Source organism: Virgibacillus sp. DJP39, assembly GCF_049310925.1.
In the GTDB taxonomy this organism is placed as follows: domain Bacteria; phylum Bacillota; class Bacilli; order Bacillales; family Amphibacillaceae; genus Virgibacillus_F.
In genome coordinates, this window is record NZ_JBMERP010000004.1 from 106,215 (window position 1) to 128,674 (window position 22,460).

20 protein-coding genes and 1 pseudogene are annotated in these 22,460 nt (G+C 37.6%); 20 read left to right on the top strand and 1 reads right to left on the bottom strand.

Going from position 1 to position 22,460, the window contains the following annotated elements:
* The first annotated feature begins 26 nt into the window (after positions 1-26).
* The 7 genes from prfB to ACOI1D_RS03085 all read left to right on the top strand — a co-directional run bounded on the left by prfB (position 27) and on the right by ACOI1D_RS03085 (position 7,858).
* A protein-coding gene (prfB, locus tag ACOI1D_RS03055) for a peptide chain release factor 2 (protein WP_422499126.1) occupies positions 27-1,137 on the top strand; the annotation gives its coding sequence in 2 pieces (ribosomal slippage) (positions 27-98 and positions 100-1,137; 1,110 coding nt in all).
* A gap of 36 nt (positions 1,138-1,173) precedes the next feature.
* A complete protein-coding gene (cccB, locus tag ACOI1D_RS03060; protein WP_422499127.1) occupies positions 1,174-1,497 on the top strand; it encodes a cytochrome c551 in 324 nt (107 codons plus the stop codon).
* A gap of 296 nt (positions 1,498-1,793) precedes the next feature.
* Positions 1,794-2,480 carry a cell division ATP-binding protein FtsE gene (gene ftsE / locus ACOI1D_RS03065; RefSeq protein WP_422499129.1) on the top strand — a complete coding sequence of 229 codons (687 nt, stop codon included), beginning with the start codon at positions 1,794-1,796 and terminating at the stop codon, positions 2,478-2,480.
* Complete coding sequence (gene ftsX / locus ACOI1D_RS03070) at positions 2,470-3,363, top strand: permease-like cell division protein FtsX (RefSeq protein ID WP_422499130.1); 894 nt, start codon at positions 2,470-2,472, stop codon at positions 3,361-3,363. The genes ftsE and ftsX overlap by 11 nt, the downstream gene beginning before the upstream one ends.
* 72 nt (positions 3,364-3,435) lie before the next feature.
* On the top strand, positions 3,436-4,773 hold the full coding sequence (locus tag ACOI1D_RS03075; RefSeq protein ID WP_422499132.1) for a murein hydrolase activator EnvC family protein: 1,338 nt from the start codon (positions 3,436-3,438) through the stop codon (positions 4,771-4,773).
* Positions 4,774-4,963: 190 nt separating this feature from the next.
* Positions 4,964-6,433, top strand: a complete 1,470-nt coding sequence (locus ACOI1D_RS03080) for a S41 family peptidase (protein ID WP_422499133.1) — start codon at positions 4,964-4,966, stop codon at positions 6,431-6,433.
* A 225-nt stretch (positions 6,434-6,658) separates the two neighbouring features.
* The gene (locus tag ACOI1D_RS03085) at positions 6,659-7,858 is read left to right on the top strand and encodes a PDZ domain-containing protein (protein ID WP_422499134.1); all 1,200 of its coding nucleotides are present in this window, start codon (positions 6,659-6,661) and stop codon (positions 7,856-7,858) included.
* An 85-nt stretch (positions 7,859-7,943) separates the two neighbouring features.
* On the opposite strand, the gene ACOI1D_RS03090 is transcribed toward ACOI1D_RS03085, so the two are convergent.
* A complete protein-coding gene (locus ACOI1D_RS03090) occupies positions 7,944-8,693 on the bottom strand; it encodes a FixH family protein (protein WP_422499135.1) in 750 nt (249 codons plus the stop codon).
* Positions 8,694-9,352: 659 nt separating this feature from the next.
* On the opposite strand from ACOI1D_RS03090, the gene uvrB reads away from it, so the two are divergent.
* The 13 genes and pseudogenes from uvrB to glpK all read left to right on the top strand — a co-directional run.
* Positions 9,353-11,335: an excinuclease ABC subunit UvrB gene (gene uvrB / locus ACOI1D_RS03095; protein ID WP_422499136.1), complete on the top strand. Its 1,983-nt coding sequence runs from the start codon at positions 9,353-9,355 to the stop codon at positions 11,333-11,335.
* Positions 11,336-11,342: 7 nt separating this feature from the next.
* Positions 11,343-14,222 carry an excinuclease ABC subunit UvrA gene (gene uvrA / locus ACOI1D_RS03100; protein WP_422499138.1) on the top strand — a complete coding sequence of 960 codons (2,880 nt, stop codon included), beginning with the start codon at positions 11,343-11,345 and terminating at the stop codon, positions 14,220-14,222.
* A 438-nt stretch (positions 14,223-14,660) separates the two neighbouring features.
* Positions 14,661-15,014 carry a YojF family protein gene (locus ACOI1D_RS03105; protein ID WP_422499139.1) on the top strand — a complete coding sequence of 118 codons (354 nt, stop codon included), beginning with the start codon at positions 14,661-14,663 and terminating at the stop codon, positions 15,012-15,014.
* A 30-nt stretch (positions 15,015-15,044) separates the two neighbouring features.
* A complete protein-coding gene (gene bshB2, locus ACOI1D_RS03110) occupies positions 15,045-15,719 on the top strand; it encodes a bacillithiol biosynthesis deacetylase BshB2 (RefSeq protein WP_422499140.1) in 675 nt (224 codons plus the stop codon).
* A gap of 15 nt (positions 15,720-15,734) precedes the next feature.
* Positions 15,735-15,929: a PspC domain-containing protein gene (locus ACOI1D_RS03115; protein ID WP_422499141.1), complete on the top strand. Its 195-nt coding sequence runs from the start codon at positions 15,735-15,737 to the stop codon at positions 15,927-15,929.
* Positions 15,929-16,294 carry a phage holin family protein gene (locus ACOI1D_RS03120; RefSeq protein ID WP_422499142.1) on the top strand — a complete coding sequence of 122 codons (366 nt, stop codon included), beginning with the start codon at positions 15,929-15,931 and terminating at the stop codon, positions 16,292-16,294. Before ACOI1D_RS03115 ends, ACOI1D_RS03120 begins: the two co-directional genes overlap by 1 nt.
* A 114-nt stretch (positions 16,295-16,408) precedes the next feature.
* Positions 16,409-17,338, top strand: a complete 930-nt coding sequence (hprK, locus tag ACOI1D_RS03125) for an HPr(Ser) kinase/phosphatase (protein ID WP_422499143.1) — start codon at positions 16,409-16,411, stop codon at positions 17,336-17,338.
* Between the two features lie 18 nt (positions 17,339-17,356).
* Positions 17,357-18,205 carry a prolipoprotein diacylglyceryl transferase gene (lgt, locus tag ACOI1D_RS03130; RefSeq protein ID WP_422499144.1) on the top strand — a complete coding sequence of 283 codons (849 nt, stop codon included), beginning with the start codon at positions 17,357-17,359 and terminating at the stop codon, positions 18,203-18,205.
* Positions 18,206-18,233: 28 nt separating this feature from the next.
* The gene (locus ACOI1D_RS03135; protein WP_422499145.1) at positions 18,234-19,190 is read left to right on the top strand and encodes a nucleoside recognition domain-containing protein; all 957 of its coding nucleotides are present in this window, start codon (positions 18,234-18,236) and stop codon (positions 19,188-19,190) included.
* A complete protein-coding gene (gene ppaX / locus ACOI1D_RS03140) occupies positions 19,165-19,800 on the top strand; it encodes a pyrophosphatase PpaX (RefSeq protein WP_422499146.1) in 636 nt (211 codons plus the stop codon). The genes ACOI1D_RS03135 and ppaX overlap by 26 nt, the downstream gene beginning before the upstream one ends.
* 3 nt (positions 19,801-19,803) lie before the next feature.
* Entirely contained in the window at positions 19,804-20,322 is a 519-nt protein-coding gene (locus tag ACOI1D_RS03145; RefSeq protein ID WP_422499147.1) for an acyltransferase, read from the top strand.
* A 20-nt stretch (positions 20,323-20,342) separates the two neighbouring features.
* On the top strand, positions 20,343-20,882 hold the full coding sequence (locus ACOI1D_RS03150; protein ID WP_422499148.1) for a glycerol-3-phosphate responsive antiterminator: 540 nt from the start codon (positions 20,343-20,345) through the stop codon (positions 20,880-20,882).
* Between the two features lie 99 nt (positions 20,883-20,981).
* A pseudogene (gene glpK, locus ACOI1D_RS03155) lies at positions 20,982-22,460 on the top strand (glycerol kinase GlpK); the annotation flags it as partial.

Genomic DNA, 22,460 nt, shown 5'->3' on the forward strand with positions numbered 1-22,460 from the left:
GATATTAATTAATTGAGGTGGATAATATGGAATTAGGAGAAATTAGAAATGATTTAGATAAGATGAATTCACGCATTGAAGACTTTAGGGGGTCTCTTTGACTTAGATGTTAAGAAGGCTAGAATTGGAGAATTAGAAATGGAAATGACTCAGGCTGATTTCTGGGATAACCCTGATGAAGCTCAAAAGGTCATAAATGAGACAAATGGTATAAAAGAATATGTCACCAGTTTTGAAGAGTTGGAAGAACGGTTGGAAAATATAGAAGTTAGTTATGAGTTAGTAAAAGAAGAACAAGATAAGGAACTGTTTCAGGAATTAGAAAAAGAACTAAAGTCGATTCGTACTGATATCAACCAATTTGAATTACAAATGCTGTTAAGTGAGCCATATGACGCCAACAACGCGTTACTAGAGTTACATCCAGGTGCTGGCGGTACTGAATCTCAGGATTGGGCAAGTATGTTACTGCGTATGTACCAAAGATGGGCGGATTCAAAAGGCTTCAAAGTAGAAACTTTGGATTATTTACCTGGAGACGAGGCTGGCATTAAAAGCGTCACTTTAAATATAAAAGGGCATAATGCTTATGGTTATTTAAAAGCTGAGAAAGGTGTTCATCGTCTTGTACGCATTTCTCCATTTGACTCGTCCGGCAGAAGGCATACTTCATTCGCCTCTTGTGACGTAATGCCTGAATTTGGTGATGATGTAGAGGTAGATGTAAAAACGGAGGATTTAAAAGTGGATACGTATCGTTCGAGTGGTGCTGGGGGACAGCATGTGAATACAACCGATTCCGCAATCCGTATTACGCATTTACCTACTAACATTGTTGTTACCTGTCAATCAGAGCGTTCTCAAATTAAAAACAGGGCAACTGCCATGAAAATGCTAAAATCAAAGTTGTACCAAAAAGAAATTGAAAAACAGCAAAAAGAATTAGATGATATTCGCGGGGAGCAAAAAGAAATTGGATGGGGTAGCCAGATCCGCTCTTATGTATTTCATCCTTATTCAATGGTTAAAGACCATCGAACAAACCTGGATGTGGGAAATGTCCAGGGTGTAATGGATGGCGGTATAGATCCTTTTATTGATTCCTATCTCCGTTCCCAAATTAACAACAATAGTTAAAGATTTAATACTATACGCTGTACGAGGAGTTTAAGAATGAAGTATCTTCTTTTTATTTTGTTTATAAGTTTAATACTAATAATAAGCGCATGCAGTGGGAACCAAGATCAAACTACAAGCGATAATGGTAGTACAACTAAATCCGGTCAAGCTGAAAAGGTATTCCAGAATAATTGTGCTTATTGTCATGGATCTGATTTATCTGGTGGAGCTGGACCAAGTCTTACGGAAGTTGGTTCACTTTATACCGAAAAAGAAATAGCTGAGATTATAAAAGAAGGAAAGGGCGCAATGCCTAAGGGGTTAATTGAAGGAGAAAAGGTAGAGTTAATTGTTTCATGGTTAGCTCAGAAAAAGTAAAGAACCCAATTTAGTAAAAAATGGCTATTCAGGGAGATTATCCTGATGGCCATTTTTTATTTTTGCATATATCCAATAATAATAGACAAAAAATTACAATAAAGTAAATGGTTTGCTTTAAATGAAATATAAATGTAATATAAATTCCCACAAATTTTTTGCCGAAAGATGTTATACTATAGAAGAAATACTCAGAAAAAGTATTGATTAAGTAAAAATCTTGTTTTCTTAAGAAAATACCTACCTAGAAAATCACACCTAAGAACAACAACAAAAATTAAAAAGGTGGTACATAAATGATCCAGATGAAAGATTTGTATAAAACATATCCAAATGGAGTTACAGCTCTAAACGGGATTAATATTAATATTGAACAAGGCGAATTTGTTTATATAGTAGGACCGAGCGGTGCGGGAAAATCAACTTTTGTGAAACTAATGTATCGGGAAGTAAAGCCGACTAGTGGCACAATTGTTATAAATAATGTTGATATGAGTACTATTAAAGAAAAAAAAGTACCGTATCTTAGAAGAGATATTGGTGTAATTTTTCAGGACTTTAAACTATTGCCAAAACTATCAATCTATGAAAATATTGCTTTTGCACTTGAAGTTATCGAAGAATCGCCTCGTAATATTAAGAAACGGGTTATGGAGGTTCTTGATCTTGTTGGGTTGAAAAATAAAGCTCGATTTTTGCCAGATGAATTATCAGGTGGGGAGCAACAACGTGTGTCAATTGCACGTGCTATTGTAAATCATCCTAAAATAGTAATTGCGGATGAGCCCACTGGAAACTTGGATCCCGAGACGTCGTGGGAGATTATGCGTGTATTTGAAGAAATTAATGCGAGTGGCACCACAATACTAATGGCCACACATAGCAAAGAAATAGTTAACACAATCAAAAAGCGAGTAATAGCTGTTGAAGATGGGTTGATTGTGAGAGACGAACATCGAGGTGAATACGGATATGAAATTTAGATCAACCAAACGACACATTCGTGAGGGTGTTAAAAATATTTTTCGGAATGGTTGGATGACAGTTGCCTCGGTTGGTGCAGTTACAACAACATTATTCCTTGTAGGTACATTTCTTGCCCTGGTTTTTAACCTGAACGAAATGGTAGACAAAATAGAAGATGACGTAGAAATTAACACGTTGATAGAACTTACGGCTGACGAAGGTCAAATTAAAACATTAGGTGAAAAAATAAAAGCGATAGATGAAGTGGAAAGTGTAACATTTTCCTCTAAAGATGAACAATTAGAAAAGTTTATTGCAAGCATGGGTGAACAAGGTGAGTCATGGAAACTTTTTAAACAGGACAACCCGTTAAACCATGTATATGTAATTAAAGCGAAGCAGCCTTCTGATACGATAAGTATTGCTGATAAGGTAAAAGACTTTGATGCTGTGCAAGAAGTTAATTATGGTAAAGATGTAGTGCAAAAGCTGTTTGAATTTAATAAATATGCTAGAACAATCGGGATAGCATTAATTGCTGGATTAGTCTTTACTGCTATATTCCTTATTTCGAATACTATTAAACTTACGATTATGGCTCGAAGCAAAGAAATTGGGATTATGAAACTGGTTGGAGCTACCAATGGTTTCATTAGATGGCCATTTTTTATTGAAGGTTTACTTCTGGGAATCTTAGGTTCTATTCTTCCAATAGCAGCGATTCTGGGAGGATATTATTACTTAGATGCAAATGTTAGTCAGCGAATCAAATTAAGTTTTGTTGAAATATTACCATTCAATCCATTTGCTTGGCAGCTTTCGTTAATTATCTTAGCCATAGGAGCATTGATAGGTGTTTGGGGAAGCGTCATGAGCGTACGTAAATTCCTTAAGGTGTAACTAGGAAAATATTAAAGAAGCTGATAGTTCGATGAATCTACTAAGTGAATAAAAAGGGAGAGAATGGGTAATATGAAAAGACTTTTTTCGGTTATATTAATTACACTAATTATATTTACAGGAACTCTATCAAATTGGCAATCTGTGTCTGCAGGCAGCATACAAGAAAACAAAAAGAAAGTGGAAGAGATTAAGTCAAAGAAAAATGAAATAAACGAAAAACAAAGCAAAATTATCAAGGAAAAAAAAGAGACAAACGGTAAAATCGACAAAAACCTGAGTAAACAGGATAAGGTGAAAAGTGAAATAGAAATAGTGAACAATCAACTAGCAAACACTCAGTCGGCTATTTCTAGTAAAGAAAAGGAAATCCAACAAATAAATGATGAAATAGATAAGCTTAAAGTTGAAATAAAAGAACTTGAGGAAAGTATCAAAAAAAGAGAAAGCTTGTTAAAAAATCGCTTACGTACAATTCAACAAAATGGTGGAGAAATGGGTTACATAGAAGTAGTGCTTGGATCACAAAACTTTGGAGACTTTGTAAGCCGTACAACCGCAGTAAATACTATCATGAATCAAGATAAAAGAATTATGGATACGCACATGAATGAGAAGCAGCAGTTAGAACAAAAGAAAAAAGAAGTAATTAGTAAAAAAGAGACTGCAGAAGAACAAAAACAGGAATTAGAGTCACTAAAAGCTAAACTAGATCAACAGGCAGCTAAGAAAAAAAGCTTAATGGCACAATTAGAAGCAGAGCATGCAAATTTAGAGAGCAATAAAGCAAACTTAGAAGAACAAGAATCTAGACTACACAACCAGGAATCTAAGTTACAAGAGGCAATGAGAGCAGCACAAGATGAAATAGCAAGACTGCAAAAAATAGCAGCTGAGAGAGCAAGAAAAGAAAAAGCTGCACGCGAACGAGCTGCAAGAGAAGAAGCAGAACTTGAGCAAAGATCATCTGATTCTGAAACAAAACCTGTTGTTTACACAGATGCAGACTTCATTTGGCCTTCAAGAGGTTCTCGTACTTCCAACTTTGGTATGCGACGCGATCCTATAACTGGTAGACTGGCTGGGCATACAGGAATCGATATTAATGGAGAAACTGGTGATGCAATTCGTGCTTCTATTTCCGGTTATGCTATACCAGTTAACATTAGTTGGACGTATGGAACACACTTAATGGTTGTTGGTGAAGTTAATGGACGCACTTACACAACACTATATGCACATATGTCCAGCTCTTCTATTGGCGGCGGAAAATATGTTGAGCAGGGAGAAAAGATTGGTGAAATGGGAAGCACTGGCAGATCGACAGGTTCACATTTACACTTTGAAATTCACCAAGGGACCTACAGTGGTGCATCTAGTGCCGTTAATCCAATTAACTATTTAAGATAAATGGCATGTATTTGCATTTGTATTGCATAAACTATATTATTAAAGGCATCGCACATTACGGTGTGATGCCTTTTTGAATAGAACAAAACATTATGTTTATGTATGAATATTAAATACTATATAGCTACCAGACTGATAATACGTACGTATGCATAAGAACTTTTAATCAGCTATTAATAGGGGTGAAGCAATGAATTTTAAAAAACAACATGTCATACTGGTGTTGATTGGAGCTTTAATATTAGGATTTGGTGGTGCTTTTTTTGGTGTTCAGGTCGCAAAATCCAATCTATCAGGAGTTGAGCAGACACCCATATCAGAAAACATAACAACAGAAGAAAAAAATGAATCAGGAAATCCAACTGAAACACCCGAAAACATGAATAAAGTTGTCGAGGCATACAGCTTAATTAAACAGAATTACCTAGAAGATGTGGACAATCAGCAATTAATCGAAGGTGCTATCCAGGGGATGCTAGATACACTTGAAGACCCTTACAGCACATACATGGATGTAGAAACAATGAAGAGTTTTAATGAAACCATTGAATCCTCTTTTCAAGGTATTGGTGCGGAAGTAAGCATGGTAAACGATACTGTGACTATCATTGCGCCAATAAAAAATTCACCCGCAGAAGAATCAGGTTTACGACCAAATGATCAAGTACTTAGTGTGGACGGTGAAAGTTTAGAAGGACTTGATTTATTTGAAGCAGTTGAGAAAATTAGAGGGAAAAAGGGATCTGAGGTTGTATTAAAAATTAAACGGCCAGGGGTTACTGAACCATTCGATGTGACGATCACCCGTGATGACATCCCCCTTCAAACAGTCTATTCCGAGATAAAGACGATTGAAGGCAAGAAGACTGGTGTTATCGAGATTACTACATTTTCAGAAAAAACTGCAGAAAGCTTTAAGAAACAACTTGCTGAACTTGAAGAAAAGGGTATAGAAGGATTGGTTATTGATGTTCGTGGCAATCCAGGAGGCTTGTTAAACGCTGTCGAAGAAATATTAAAGGAATTTATTCCTGAGGATATACCGTATATACAAATTGAAGATGGTAATGGCAAGAAAACACCTTACTATTCTAATTTAAAAGAAAAGAAACCATACCCAGTAAGCGTCTTAGTAAATGAGGGCAGCGCTTCAGCCTCAGAAATATTGGCTGTTTCAATGAAAGAGATAGGATACGAAGTAGTCGGAACGAAAAGTTTTGGTAAAGGTACAGTTCAGAAAGCTATTCCGTTTGGTGATGGTAGTAATATTAAATTGACGTTTTATAAATGGCTTTCTCCTGAGGGCAACTGGATTCATGAAAAAGGTGTTAAACCTACAATTAAGGTTGAGCAACCAGCGTATTTTTACACGAATCCAATCCAAATAAAGGAACCTTTAACATTCAATCAAACTGGAGAAAAAGTAGAGAATATTCAAATCATGCTTCGTGGGTTAGGATATAATCCTGGAAGAAGTGATGGTTACTTCAATAAAGAAACTGTTGAGGCAGTAAAAAGGTTTCAAGAGGATTTTGATTTAGAAGTAACAGGTCAAGTTGATAAGGAAACAGCTGGAGTAATAGAAAGTAAAGTTGTGGAAAAGGTCCGCAGTGGGGAAGATGATAAACAGCTTGAAAAAGCGTTGAACAGCTTATACTAATTTAAGTAAAAGTGAAAGCAAAATACGCTACATCACTTATTATTCCTGATAGGCTTACAAGATTCGCGGGTCAAGCCCGCGAATCTTTTTTTTCACTTTTTCAAGAGGATTTCTATATATATCAAAGTTTAATCAATTATTTTGCAGGAAAATAACGCTTTATAGCGAATAAGATAAGTAATACATAAAAGTTGGAATTATTAGCTTTTACTGGAAGGTGATCAGGTGATCGAAGCGTGGGGGTTGGAATTAGCAAAAGGTATAGGTAAATTGTTTTTAAATCCAATAACATACTGGATTGTTGTACTTTTGGCATTCGCAGGAGTACGTAGAATTCGGAGAGAACGTAATAATTTTGGAGTGAAGTTAGCAGATGCGTTTTCCGAATTGAAAGGGACAGGTCTCATTTCTATGGTCGGAGGGATATTGGTTTCGGTAATTTGCTTAGGTGTTGGTATTGTATTTTCTTATGAAACACTTGCACTGGTTTGTTTGATTACCGTTTTATTAAGCCTGTCATTTCGTTTCACAATGCTTTCTGCAAGTTATACAATCGGCTTGACATTGTTACTCTTGTTATTTATGCCTACATTAATTAAAAATCAATCCTATATAGACAGCACTCTGTTTAATGACATCAATTTTGTCGGTGTCTCCATACTTCTCGGTTTATTTTTAATTTTAGAAGGTATTTCAACCTTTCGCATCCGCCAAACTGAAACTTATCCCGATTTAGCACTTGGTTCAAGAGGGAAATGGGAAGGACTTCACCACATTAAAAAGCTAAATATAATACCATTTTTCACACTAGTTCCAACAGGATTAATTTCACCATTTGCAGCTTACTGGCCGTATATCTCAATTGGGGGAGAAGCTTATAGTCTAGTACTATTTCCTTTTCTTATTGGCTTTGATCACGCTGTTAAGGGTGTTTTACCTGAAGTGGCCTCTAAGCAAATTGGTAAGAAAGTTGGCGTATTAGGATTGGTAGTCTTATTGTTTGCAGCAGGAAGTATGTATCTATGGAGTTTATCAATAGTGGCAGCAGTAGTGGCTATCTTTGGTCGTGAGTATATCGGTTATAGACATAGAGTGAACGATAGTGGAAGAAAATCAATCTACGGTCGAAACGAGCGTGGACTGACTGTTATAGCAATTATACCAAATACACCAGCTGAGCGACTTGGAATTCACATCGGTGAAACGGTATACAAGGTAAATGGCCAAGCAATCAGGGATGTAAGTGAGTTTTATAAATTACTCCAGAAAAGTGGAGCATTTTTTAAACTTGAGGTATTAGATGTATCTGGTGAGATAAGGCTACTTCAAAGTGCTTTTTATCAAAATGACCATTACGAACTGGGACTTGTATTTGTTAAAGACAAGTATCGTTCTAGTGAAAAAGAGTTGTCTCAAGCTAAATAAAAGCAGCAGCCAGTATGAAACTCTGGCTGCTGTTTTTATTGATATATGGGCATAAATATATTTGGGTAAGCACCCTGTTAATCTCTTAATTTACCTCTACCTTATATTCCTTGTGACTGTGAATTTCTTCTTTTTCAACATGGACTGTGATATGGTACGTACCTTTTCCCTCAAGTTTTAACTCTTTGATATAATGACCAGCTTTATCTTCAACTAGATCAACGTAATTATGTTTCTTAGTCCCGTCTTTCCATAGTTCTACACGAACGTTTGCATTATCCAAAGGGTTTTCTTTGTGTGTAATGATTGCAACAAATTTAGAAGACTCATTTTGAATAAGTTTTTCCGGTTTCTGCAAATCAATGGTTGTTGTGGCATGGTGTTGATGCTCTTGATTTGAATTGCTATCACCAGATTCATTTGATTCAGCTGTGTTTGTATTTAATTCTCCAACTGTAATCTTAGTTTTTGGCATCGTGTGCATATCGCGTGCCGTTACATGTGATTGGACAATATAAATCCCGTTTTCCGTAAAGGTTCTTTCATGCGTATATATTCCTTCTTTTTGATGGATTCCTGGAGCTTTTACACTTTTAGACTTTGATCCATCATTCCAAACCTCAAATTCAACTTCACTTGCATCTTCAATAGGTTTACCATTTTGGCTAACTGTTACTGAGAAAGTTACTGGTTTACCAACATCCACTTTGTTCGGGACCTTAAGTTCTACGTCAATTGGTTTAACAACTCCTGCGTTTGAATCTGATTGTTCATTATTATTTCCACACGCACTAAGGAAGACTATAAATAGTATTAGAATCATTATTTTTTTCATGCTAATACCCTTTCTGTTTATATATTTGGCTGATTTAAAAAGATTGTTGTTTCTGACACAAAATCTATAAACTGCGACCTAACCTACCGCTACGGAAATACACTCGCGCACCTTAGGGAGGCTGGTGAGCCTCCTCGTGCTACGCACTGCGGGGTCTCACCGATGCCTTTTCCTCCCGCAGGAGTCTTCGTGTATTTCCTTCGCTAGCAATGTACTAAACAAATGACCATGATAAAAACCTTTGTATGGATTGATTGAAGCGTAGGGCAATCGACTCCTGCGGGAACAGCACGAGTCTGAAGACCCCGCAGAGTGGTTTTCTCGAGGAGGCTGAGGCCGTGCCCGCGGAAAGCGACTGCCCGAAGCGGAAATCAACTCCGCAGTTGTTTCGTCGCACTTTGTATCAACTGCGAATATTAAATTGCAACTAAACTTGGTAAAAAAACCATATATTTAGCTAAGTTAATTATAGGGTATAACTACTTTACAAACAATTTTATGATGTGAATCCTTTGTGAACGATTTTAATCCAGTAAATTAGGGTAATATCTATAATAGGATACAAGCAAAATTATCGAATATTTGTTCGTGTTTATGTTAAAATATATGAATTACTATGATAAACTGTAGATAAAGATATTAGAACGGAGGCTTGCTTTGTGGAAGACAAGTTTGAACTCGTGTCCCACTATCAGCCTAGTGGCGACCAACCAAAAGCAATTAAAGAATTAGTTGAACGTATAAAAGAAGGCCAGCACCATCAGACTCTACTAGGAGCAACTGGAACTGGTAAAACATTTACTGTTTCAAATGTTGTAACCGAAATTAATAGACCGACTCTTGTAATTGCGCACAACAAAACACTTGCAGGTCAGTTATATAGTGAGTTTAAGGAATTTTTCCCAAATAATGCTGTTGAATATTTTGTTAGTTTTTATGATTATTATCAACCGGAGGCATATGTCCCTTCCAGCGATACATTTATTGAAAAGGATTCAAGTATTAATGAAGAAATAGATAAATTACGACATTCAGCAACATCCTCATTGTTTGAACGTAAAGATGTATTGGTTGTCGCAAGTGTTTCTTGTATTTATGGTTTAGGTTCACCGGAAGAATATGGAAGTCATGTTCTTTCTTTACGAATGGGCATGGAAAAGGATCGTGATGAATTACTTCGGGATTTAGTAGATATACAATATGCAAGAAATGATATTAACTTTCAGCGTGGTACATTCCGTGTACGAGGCGATTCAGTAGAAGTTATTCCTGCTTCCAGGGAAGAGCATTGTCTACGTATTGAATTTTTCGGAGATGAGATTGATCGAATTCGGGAAGTCGATGCGTTAACTGGAGAAATTATTGGTGACAGGGAACATGTTGCGATATACCCTGCATCCCACTTTGTTACACGTGAAGAGAAGTTAAAGCTTGCCATTAAAAACATAGAATCTGAATTAGAAGAACGTTTGAAAGTATTACGCTCAGAAAACAAGCTTTTAGAGGCACAGCGTATTGAGCAGCGAACAAATTATGATATTGAAATGATGCATGAAATGGGATATTGTTCGGGGATTGAAAACTATTCCAGACATTTAACATTGCGGGAAGAAGGAGCCACTCCATACACATTGTTTGATTACTTCCCGGATGATTTTTTATGTATCGTCGATGAATCACATGCAACCCTGCCACAAATAAGAGGTATGTATAATGGTGACAAGGCCAGGAAACAGGTTCTAGTGGACCATGGCTTCAGGTTGCCTTCAGCTCTTGATAACCGACCACTTAGATTCGAAGAGTTTGAAGACAAAACTAGCCAACTTATCTATGTTTCTGCGACACCTGGACCATACGAAATGGAACATACCCCTGATATGACGGAACAAATTATCCGTCCAACAGGTTTGCTTGATCCAGTAATAGACATTCGGCCAATCGAAGGACAAATAGACAATTTAATTGGTGAATTAAATAAACGTGCTGACAGAAATGAACGTACACTGGTTACTACGTTAACGAAAAAGATGTCTGAGGATCTAACCGATTATTTGAAGGAATTAGGTATCAAGGTTGCATATCTGCATTCTGAAATTAAGACGTTGGAAAGAATTGAAGTCATACGTGATTTGCGGGTTGGAAAATATGATGTTTTAATAGGAATTAACTTATTACGTGAAGGACTTGATATTCCTGAAGTCTCGCTTGTAGCTATACTCGATGCGGATAAAGAAGGTTTTCTAAGATCAGAACGTTCCCTTATACAAACAATGGGGCGTGCAGCCCGTAATGAAAATGGAGAAGTAATCATGTACGCAGACAAAATCACAAATTCCATGCAGCTGGCAATCGATGAAACTACTAGGAGACGAGTTAAGCAGATAGCATACAATGAAAAACACGGAATTACACCTAAGACAATCAAAAAGAACGTTAGAGATGTGATTCGGGCTACTGTAGCTGCTGAAGATGAAACGGAATATGAAGCAAAAACGAAAAGTTTAGCTAAACTTACGAAGAAAGAAAGAGGAAAAGTTATTGTTAAAATGGAAAAAGAAATGAAGGACGCTGCCAAAGCATTAGATTTCGAAAAAGCAGCGGAGCTACGTGATGTTTTACTTGAACTTAAAGCGGAAGGATGACAGTTACATGGCTAGTAAATCAATTGAAATTAAAGGCGCCAGAGCAAATAATTTAAAAAATATCGATATATCTATTCCAAAAAACAAACTAGTTGTTCTAACTGGATTATCAGGTTCCGGTAAGTCTTCATTGGCCTTTGACACCATTTATGCGGAGGGTCAGCGTAGATATGTTGAATCATTATCAGCATATGCACGGCAATTTTTGGGTCAAATGGATAAGCCTGATGTCGACTCAATTGAAGGTCTGTCACCAGCAATTTCAATTGATCAAAAAACAACGAGTAAAAATCCAAGGTCAACCGTCGGAACTGTAACGGAAATCTATGACTATTTACGTTTGTTATTTGCACGTGTGGGTAGACCGACATGTCCGATTCACGGAATAGAGATTAGCTCGCAAACTGTTCAGCAAATGGTTGATCGAATTCTGGAATACCCAGAAAGAACGAAAATGCAGGTACTTGCACCAGTGGTCTCCGGACGGAAAGGGGAACACGTGAAAGTATTCGAAAAGTTAAAGCAAGAAGGTTATGTACGTATTCGTGTAGACAATGAAATGCGTGAGGTCACAGAAGATATTCAACTTGAAAAAAATAAGAAGCATTCGATAGAAGTCGTAGTTGATCGATTGGTTATTAAAGAAGGTATTGCTAGGAGGTTGAGTGATTCAATCGAGACTGCTTTGAAATTAGGCGAAGGAAATCTGATTGTGGATGTCATTGATGATGAAGAGCTTAAGTTCAGTGAAAACCATGCATGTCCGATTTGCGGGTTTTCAATTAGTGAATTAGAACCTCGTTTATTTTCATTTAACAGTCCTTATGGGGCCTGCCAAACATGTGATGGGTTAGGAACCAATCTGGAAGTTGATCTTGAATTAGTGATTCCTGATTGGGATAAATCACTTAAGAAACATGCCATAGCAGCATGGGAACCAATCAGCTCGCAATACTATCCAGAACTTTTAAAGAGTGTGTGTAAGCATTACAATATTAATATGAATATACCAGTTAAAGACCTTCCAAAAGAGCAGTTGGACAAAATATTATATGGAAGTGGCAAAGAGAAGATTCATTTTCATTACGTGAATGATTTTGGTGCTGTTCGAGATAACACAGTGGAGTTTGAAGGTGTATTGAAGAATATTGAAAGACGCTATCGTGACACTTCTTCTGACTTTATTCGTGAACAATTAGAGAAATACATGGCACAAAAACATTGCCCTACATGTAAGGGATATCGTTTAAAGAGGGAAGCACTTGCAGTATTAATTGATAATAAGCATATAAGTGCAGTAACTGATTACTCTATAACAGAAGCAATGGATTTCTTTTCAAACCTTGATTTAACGGAGAAAGAGCGAAAAATCGCTCAGATGGTTTTGAAAGAAATAGCCAACAGACTAGATTTTCTGGATAACGTCGGTCTTGATTATTTAACACTATCTAGAGCCGCTGGAACATTGTCAGGTGGTGAAGCACAACGAATACGGCTCGCTACTCAAATTGGTTCTGCACTTACTGGTGTACTTTATGTCCTTGATGAACCTTCAATAGGATTGCATCAACGTGATAATGATCGATTAATTCAAACACTTAAGCGGATGAGAGATTTAGATAATACGTTAATAGTTGTTGAGCATGATGAAGATACAATGCTTGCAGCTGACTATCTGATTGATATTGGTCCAGGTGCAGGTGAACATGGTGGAGAAATTGTTGCTAGTGGAACCCCAGATAAGGTTATGAAAAACAAAGCATCTTTGACAGGCGACTATTTATCAGGCAAAAAATATATTCCGCTGCCACCTAAAAGACGTAAACCTAAGAAAACTGCCACTATTGATGTAGTTGGAGCAGAAGAAAATAACCTGAAAAATGTATCAGCCAAATTTCCGATTGGATTAATGACCGTCGTTACTGGAGTTTCCGGTTCAGGTAAAAGTACCTTGGTAAACGAAATATTGTATAAAGGTTTAGCGAAATCACTTTACAGAGGTAAACACAAACCAGGAAACCATAAAAAAATAAATGGCATCAAGAATATTGAGAAGGTAATTGATATTGATCAATCACCAATTGGTAGAACGCCACGTTCAAACCCAGCAACATACACAGGTGTTTTTGATGACATTCGTGATGTATTTGCCCAAACCAACGAGGCAAAGGTAAGAGGGTATAAAAAAGGTCGTTTCAGCTTCAATGTTAAAGGCGGTCGTTGTGAGGCATGCCGTGGAGATGGAATCATTAAGATTGCAATGCACTTTTTGCCTGATGTTTATGTACCATGTGAAGTATGTCATGGTAAACGATACAATCGTGAAACGTTGGAAGTGAAGTATAAAGGCAAAAGTATTGCAGAAATTTTGGAAATGACTATTGAAGAAGCAGTCGACTTTTTTGCTAAAATCCCTAAAATCAGTCGTAAGCTTCAGACGATTTTTGATGTAGGCTTAGGCTATATCAAGTTAGGTCAACCAGCAACCACTTTATCAGGTGGGGAAGCGCAGCGTGTTAAATTGGCCAGCGAGCTCCACCGCCGTTCAAATGGTAAGTCCTTTTATATTTTAGACGAACCAACTACAGGTTTACATGTGGACGATATCAAACGATTGCTTGCTGTTCTCCAGAGGTTAGTAGATAACGGGGATACTGTTCTAATAATTGAACATAATTTGGATGTGATTAAAACTGCAGACCATATTATTGATTTAGGCCCTGAAGGCGGAGACCGGGGTGGACAAATTATAGCTACTGGAAGTCCGGAAGATATTGCTAAAGAGGCAAGATCTTACACAGGACACTACCTAAAGCCTATATTGGAACGTGATAGAAAAAGGATGGAAATTGATATGGAACAGAAGGAAAAAGTTGGATCAAAGTAATAAATAGTGATAGTAGGCTAAAACGATGGCCTACTATCTTTTATTTCTTGGCCTTTTTCGTAAGTTTTGTTGCAGTTTAATCTTTACAGTTGATAAAAACTGCGACGTAACTGCTGTATGATTTCCGCTACTGGCGGTCGCTCTCCGCGGGCACGGCTTCAGACTCCTCGCAGAAAACCGCCGCTGCGGGGTCTTCAGACACGTGCTGTTCCCGCAGGAGTCAACTGCTCTTCGGCTGCAATCAATATAAAGTTATTTATCATTCTGGTTGTATGTTTAGTACTATGTGAGCGTAGTGTATTTCCGTAGCGGTAAATTACTTCGCTGTTTATACTTCTTTAGAAAACAACCTATTTTTTTCTAGAGTTCAAAACTTTTGACGCATGTATATCATTTGGGTAAGGTAAATAAAGAAGGTAGTTTGAGGAGGAACAAGTAATGAAACCAATTGATAGAAATAACGTACAAAATATATTAGAAGAGTTTTGCGATAAAGAAGTTTATGTTCACTTGGAGACAACTAATGGTGCGTATGCAAGTCATTTTGATGAAAAAGCATACAATGTTGGTGCATATATACGTAATGCAAAAGTGAATTTCTCACAGGCGAAAATAGTAGGAAACGATAAAACATACCGCACTGGATTAAAGATGGACATCGGGTGGATTTATGCAGAAGGGCTCACTGATTATGTATTGGATAGTGAAAATCGTCTATTGATGGCTGGACATGATCGAGAAGGTCGACTAATGGTATCTCTAGAAATTAGTGAAACCCCGTTCAACCATTAAATAGAATCAAATAAAGGACTGGTGAATAGAATGGAGAAACACGTAGTAGTAATATATCCGCATCCAGATGATGAGTCTTTTGGTGCGTCGGGTACAATCGCAAAGTTCCGTGAACAAGGTGTCCCTGTAACGTATTTATGTGGAACACTTGGTGAAATGGGACGTAATATGGGATCACCAACGTTTGCAAATAGAGAAACCCTTCCTGAAATTCGTAAACGAGAACTGGTTGAAGCTTGTCAGGTGCTTGATATGGACCTAAAAATGTTAGGCTATCGAGATAAGACACTTGAGTTCGAGAATCGTATGGAAGTAGCAACTCACTTAAAAAATATACTGGAAGACATTGACCCAAGTCTAGTAATTACCCATTACCCAGGGCATGCTGTCCATCCCGATCACGACGCTTTAGGCGCAGCAGCCATTGAAGCGGTTCGTTTGATGAATCCGGATAACCGTCCAACGGTGTGGGCACAAGCTATTACAAACACGTATTATGAAGACTTAGGAAAGCCAAATGTAACCAATGACATAGAAGCTTATTTTGATAAAAAGATGGAGGCTATTACAGCCCATAAGTCACAGGCAGATGGCATTCTAAGCAAATTTAAAGAAAATCCAGATATGGAAGCAGATTTAAAAGAAGAAGCGAAAAAAAGGTTAGGTAAAGAACAGTTTTATATTTGGGAGTATGATGTGAAGTAAAGGAGGCATGTAAGTATGAAACGTCTCACCAGATCAACCACAGATCGAATGATTTCAGGTGTCCTAGGCGGTTTAGCTGAATACTTTAAGGTGGATACAACGCTGTTACGACTGATTTTTGCTATTTTAACACTTATGAGTATTTTTACGTTGGTGTTCATCTACTTTGTTGCAATGATAATAATTCCAAGTGATCAGGAGTTACGCTAATGTTTTTAAGATGGTTTCTTTCTATATTCCTAAATGCTATCGCATTAATTGCTGTAGCACAATTGTTTGATTCCTTCCATTTAGAAGGTTTTGGTACAGCTTTAATAGCGAGTATTATTCTTTCAATCTTAAATATTATTGTCAAGCCAATTTTGATTCTGCTAACGCTTCCTATTACGTTTATAACATTTGGATTGTTCCTGTTTGTTATCAATGCCATAACATTAATGATAACTCAGGGAATAATGGATGACTCCTTTGTTATAAATGGATTTGGTACAGCGATTATCACCTCTGTTGTTATATCAATTTTAAATCTACTTTTAAACCAATTAGTAAAGGATACAATGAATAATCCAGGTTAAAAACGCAGGGATCTGTTCCTGCGTTTTTCGTATTGGAGTTTTTAAGTTCTTATGCCCGAAAATATATGCTACAATAAAAAACAGTTAGGGTCTGAACAAGCGGAGGGACATAAAATGACAATTGTTCGTACAGAGGATTTACTTGAAAATTTTAATTTAACATTAGTGGCTGGAAAAGATGGCATACATAGAGAGATTACTACAAGTGACATCGCAAGACCTGGCATTCAAATTACAGGTTTTTTTAAGTACTATCCAAAGGAACGTTTACAGTTAATTGGTAAAACAGAGATGGCTTATTTTCTAGAATTAAGTGAGGATGTTCAAAGGGAACGCTTTGACCGTCTTTGTACCGATGTTACTCCAGGGATTGTAGTAACACGTGACATGGAAATTCCAAAGCTCATGATCGAATCCGCAAATGCATCGGGTGTTCCTATCCTGCATTCTCCGCGGAAAACCACGCGTGTCATAAGTAGATTAACCAATTATTTAGAAGTGAAGTTTGCTCCATCTACTGCAATTCATGGTGTATTGGTTGATATTTATGGAGTTGGGGTTCTAATAACCGGACAAAGCGGCGTTGGTAAAAGCGAAACAGCACTTGAATTGGTGAAACGTGGGCATCGTCTGGTTGCAGATGATAGTGTGGAAATCCGACAAGAGGATTATGATACACTGATTGGCAATTCACCACCACTAATTGAGCATTTACTGGAAATTCGTGGATTAGGGATTATCAATGTCATGACATTGTTTGGTGCGGGATCTGTTCGAAATTATAAAAAAATATCATTGATTATTGATTTGGAAATATGGGATCAGAAAAAGCAATATGATCGCTTGGGTCTGGATGAAGATTATATGAAAATCATGGATGTAAACGTCCCTAAAGCAGTAATACCAGTAAGGCCAGGGCGTAACCTTGCAGTTATTATCGAGGTTGCAGCCATGAATTTCCGGTTAAAAAGAATGGGCGTTAATGCGGCCGAGGAGTTTTCGGAACGACTAACTAACATGATTGGGCAAGAAAAAGAGAAATAATAGAGAGGAGCGGTTTGAATGACGTGTAATGCACCTTCACTAGATCGGGTATTTTTGGAATTAGGCCCACTGACGATATATTGGTATGGCTTAATTATTGCTCTTGGAGCTTTTCTCGGTTTATATTTAGCTACCAAAGAATCGGATCGACTTGGATTGAAAAAAGATATATTTGTAGATCTTGTAGTTTTTGCAATTCCTATCGCAATAATTTCGGCACGTATATACTATGTGATTTTTGAATGGGAAGAATATACTGGGGGACCATGGTGGGATATCTTTGCTATTTGGAACGGCGGCATTGCGATTCATGGTGCACTAATCGGATCAGTTTTAACAGCAGTCGTTTATGCACGAGTGAAGAACGTATCGTTTTGGCAGCTTGTGGATATCGCAGCACCTGGTATTATCTTAGGACAAGCTATCGGGCGTTGGGGTAATTTTATGAATCAAGAAGCTCATGGCGGTCCGATTTCAGAAGCTACTTATAACAATTTTCATCAATACTTACCAGACTTTGTAATGAATCAAATGTGTATAGGTGGGACTATGTATCATCCTACTTTTTTGTATGAGTCATTTTGGAATATTTTAGTTTTAATTTTGTTACTAGTGATACGCAGGTATAACCCATTACGTGGAGAAGTATTCTTAACTTACGTAATTGCATATTCAGTCGGTCGTTTCTTTATTGAGGCAATGCGGACAGATAGTTTATATGTAGTAGGTGAGCTTCGGGCAGCACAATTAATCTCCGTAATTCTTGTAGTTGGTGCAGTAGCACTTATTGTATATAGGAGAAAGTCTTCTTCAGCGAATAAACGGTACGATGGTACAAAGATTTCAAAAGCAAAGAAGAAAAAATAGATAAAATACAGTGGGAAGAGGGATGGTTGTGTACGGGATTTTACAACGTGGTCTACAACAGGGGTTACAGCTAACTTGGACATTAGGTAAAGTTATTTTTCCAATAACTTTACTTATAACCATTCTTCAATATACGCCAGTTTTACCATGGGTTATAGAGCAAATCAGTCCATTAATGGGGTTATTTGGATTGTCTGGTGAAGCGGCGGTACCATTAGTTTTAGGGAATTCATTGAATTTGTATGCAGGGATAGCAGCTATTGTCTCCTTCGAGTTTTCTGTGAAAGAAGTTTTCATAATGGCTGTTATGCTTTCTTTTTCCCATAACCTATTCATCGAATCTTCAGTTGCATCGAGAGTTGGTGTTAGTGCCTGGTTCATTGGAAGTATACGTGTATCATTAGCTATTATTGCAGGCATTACCATTAATTTGTTGTGGGATGGTGGTGCTGAACAAGCTCAATATGGCTTAATTACATCATCCGAAACCTTAAATGGGTGGGCTGAAATTGCAATGCAAGGCTTTCAAACTGCGATATTAGCAGTTGTTCAACTAGCATTAATTGTTATTCCGCTAATGATCGCTATGCAGTACTTACGTGAAAAAGGTTGGTTAACTAAATTTTCAAATGGGTTAGCCCCTCTTACAAAGCTTTTAGGAATGGAAAAAAATAGCTCCATGACATTGGTAGCAGGTCTGACAATAGGGTTAGCATACGGTGCAGGTCTGATGATTCAGGCTGTAAAAGAAGATGGCGTTTCAAAAAGGGATATGTATTTAGCATTAATTTTCCTGGTTTCATGCCATGCTGTAGTAGAGGATACACTGATTTTCATCCCTCTTGGTATACCAGTTTGGCCACTGCTGGCTATTAGGCTAGTTACTGCTATCGTATTAACGATGATTGTCTCCATATTATGGAAGCGACCTAATTATGTACAAGGAAAGGAAACAGCAAATGAAAATTCATACAATACTTTTTGATTTAGATGGAACATTAATTGATACAAATGAATTAATTATCGCATCTTTTTTGCATACTTTTGAACATTATAAGCTTCCAATCACACGTGATGAGATTCTACCTTTTATTGGACCATCATTAAAAGATACGTTTGATCAAATAGAAACTATTGATACGGAGGAAATGATTCAGACCTATCGTGATCATAATTTACATCACCATGACAACTATGTTGAAGCATATCCATATGTTGTTGAAACATTAAAACAGTTGAAAGAAAAAGGTTTTAAGTTAGGTGTTGTTACGACTAAAATGCGTACAGGAGTTAATATGGGCCTAAAGCTGGTTGGACTTGAAGATTTATTTGATACCGTTATTACACTAGACGATGTAACACACGCAAAGCCGCATCCTGAGCCAATTATCAAGGCAATAAAGGAGCTTGGAGCAAATGCCTCCTCTACCTTAATGGTGGGAGATAACTTCCATGATATTGAAGCCGGACAAAACGCAGGTGTAAGAACTGCAGGTGTCGCATGGAGCATTAAAGGGAGAGACACATTGCAACGACTAAACCCAACACATATGCTGGAGGATATTCGTGATCTGTACACCATTGTAGGAGTGTGACACATGCGAAATACAAATCGCTATCATGTGGAAAAAGACAATTCACTGTGGCAAATTTACCAAACTGTTTCTTTTTGGAAGGTTATGAAGAATTTTATCGTTATTCAAATAGGAAGGTATTCCCCGTTTTTGTCGATGAAAAATTGGTTATACCGAAATCTTTTGAACATGAAGGTTGGAAAAAAGACCGCTTTTGCCTTAATGGTAATGCCTGATGTAATGTTTCCAGAGAAAATAATAATTGGAAGCAACACAGTAATTGGTTATAATACGACGATTCTAGCTCATGAATATTTGATTAAAGAATACCGGATTGGAAGCGTTAAAATAGGTGACAATGTAATGATTGGTGCTAATACTACCATTCTGCCGGGGGTGACAATAGGTGACAATGCAGTTATTTCTGCAGCAACACTTGTCCATAAAAATGTACCACCCGGATGTTTCGTAGGAGGCAACCCGATGAAAATCATCTACACGAAAGAAGAAATGGATACGAAGTTCTCAGAAGATCTGTTTTAGCTTTTAAGAGAGGTGAAATAATGAAGGTGCCATCTGGTGTATTACCAGCAGTGAGAAGCATGAAGGATTTTGAGAAGGCTTTGGATACGAAGGGTGAAACAATCGTATTGTTAGAAACACGATTGTCACAACTCAATAGCCTGGTGAAATATGCACGCCGGGCTGAAAAAAAGGTAATTATTCATTTTGATCTGATTCAAGGCTTAAAGCCAGATGAATATGGAATGGAGTATATTTCTCGGCAGGTAAAACCTGATGGGATAATCTCTACAAAAGGAAACATCATTGGCCTAGCAAAGAAGCAGCAAATTTTAGCTATTCAACGCATGTTTCTGCTAGACAGCTTAGCACTTGAGCATAATCAAGCCTTATCTGAGCGGATCAAACCTGATTGCATAGAGGTGCTACCAGGGGTAATACCAAGTTTTATTGAAAATATGGTCAAATTGACTAACACGCCAATTATTGCTGGTGGACTTATAACTGAAACAAAACAAGTCGAGGAAGCGTTTGAAGCAGGTGCAGTTGCTGTGTCTTCTTCAAATACCGATTTGTGGTAAAAAGATGTATTCACTCGAACGATGGGGATTTTTTCGCATAAACAATGATGATCAATCAATGAATAACACTTAAATCAGATAAGTAGGGAGGAAAGTAGAATGGAAAAATATATTCTATCGTTAGATCAGGGAACAACAAGCTCTCGAGCGATACTGTTTAATCATAAAGGAGAGATTGTGGAAACTGGTCAAAAGGAATTTGAACAATTTTTCCCAAAGCCAGGGTGGGTAGAGCACAATGCCAACGAGATTTGGACTTCTATCTTAGCTAGTATATCAGATGTGCTGCGCAAGTCGGATGTTGAACCAAGTCAAATTGCTGGAATTGGAATCACAAACCAACGTGAGACAACAGTTGTCTGGGATAAAAATACTGGCAAGCCAATCTACAGAGCGATTGTATGGCAATCAAGACAAACTGCGGATATTTGTGACAAGCTGCGTGAAGATGGGCATAGTGATACATTTCGGGACAAAACTGGTCTTTTACTTGATCCCTATTTTTCCGGTACAAAAATAAAGTGGATTCTTGACAATGTGGAAGGAGCACGTGAAAAGGCAAATAACGGCGATTTGCTTTTTGGTACTATTGATTCCTGGTTAGTTTATAAATTTACTGGTGGAAAAACGCATATTACCGATTATTCGAATGCATCAAGAACACTTATGTACAACATTTATGATTTGAAATGGGACGAAGAGCTGTTAGACATTCTTGAAGTTCCAAAGTCAATGCTACCAGAAGTAAAGCAATCCTCAGAAATTTATGGGAAGACGGTAGACTATCATTTCTTTGGACATGAGGTTCCAATTGCTGGAATTGCTGGAGATCAACAAGCTGCGCTATTTGGACAGGCATGCTTTGAAAAAGGTATGGCCAAGAACACATATGGAACAGGTTGCTTCATGCTAATGAACACTGGAGATAAGGGTGTTAAATCGGATAACGGTCTGTTGACCACTATAGCATGGGGAGTTGATGGTAAAGTTGAGTATGCGCAGTATTTTTGTAGCGGGATCTGCAATTCAGTGGTTACGTGATGGACTGAAATTGATCCAGAGCTCATCAGAAAGTGAACCACTTGCAAACGCTGTTGATTCTACAGATGGTGTTTACGTTGTTCCAGCCTTTGTGGGACTCGGAACCCCTTATTGGGATAGTGACGTTAGAGGTGCAGTGTTCGGTTTGACCAGGGGAACTAAAAAGGAACATTTTGTACGAGCTACACTAGAATCCCTTGCATATCAAACACGTGATGTTCTGGATGCGATGATTGTGGACTCTGGAATAAAACTAAAAACATTGCGTGTTGATGGTGGAGTAGTAAAAAATAATTTCTTAATGCAATTTCAGAGTGATACAATTGGTACCGCAGTTGAACGGCCTGTTGTCAGTGAGACTACTGCTTTGGGTGCAGCCTACTTAGCTGGCTTGGCGGTTGGCTTTTGGGAAAGTAAAGAAGAAATCGCAGAACAATGGAAGATTGACAAAACGTTTGAAAGTGAAATGAGCGAAAAGAAACGTGCCGACTTATACAGGGGTTGGAAAAAGGCTGTAAATGCAGCACAAGCGTTTAA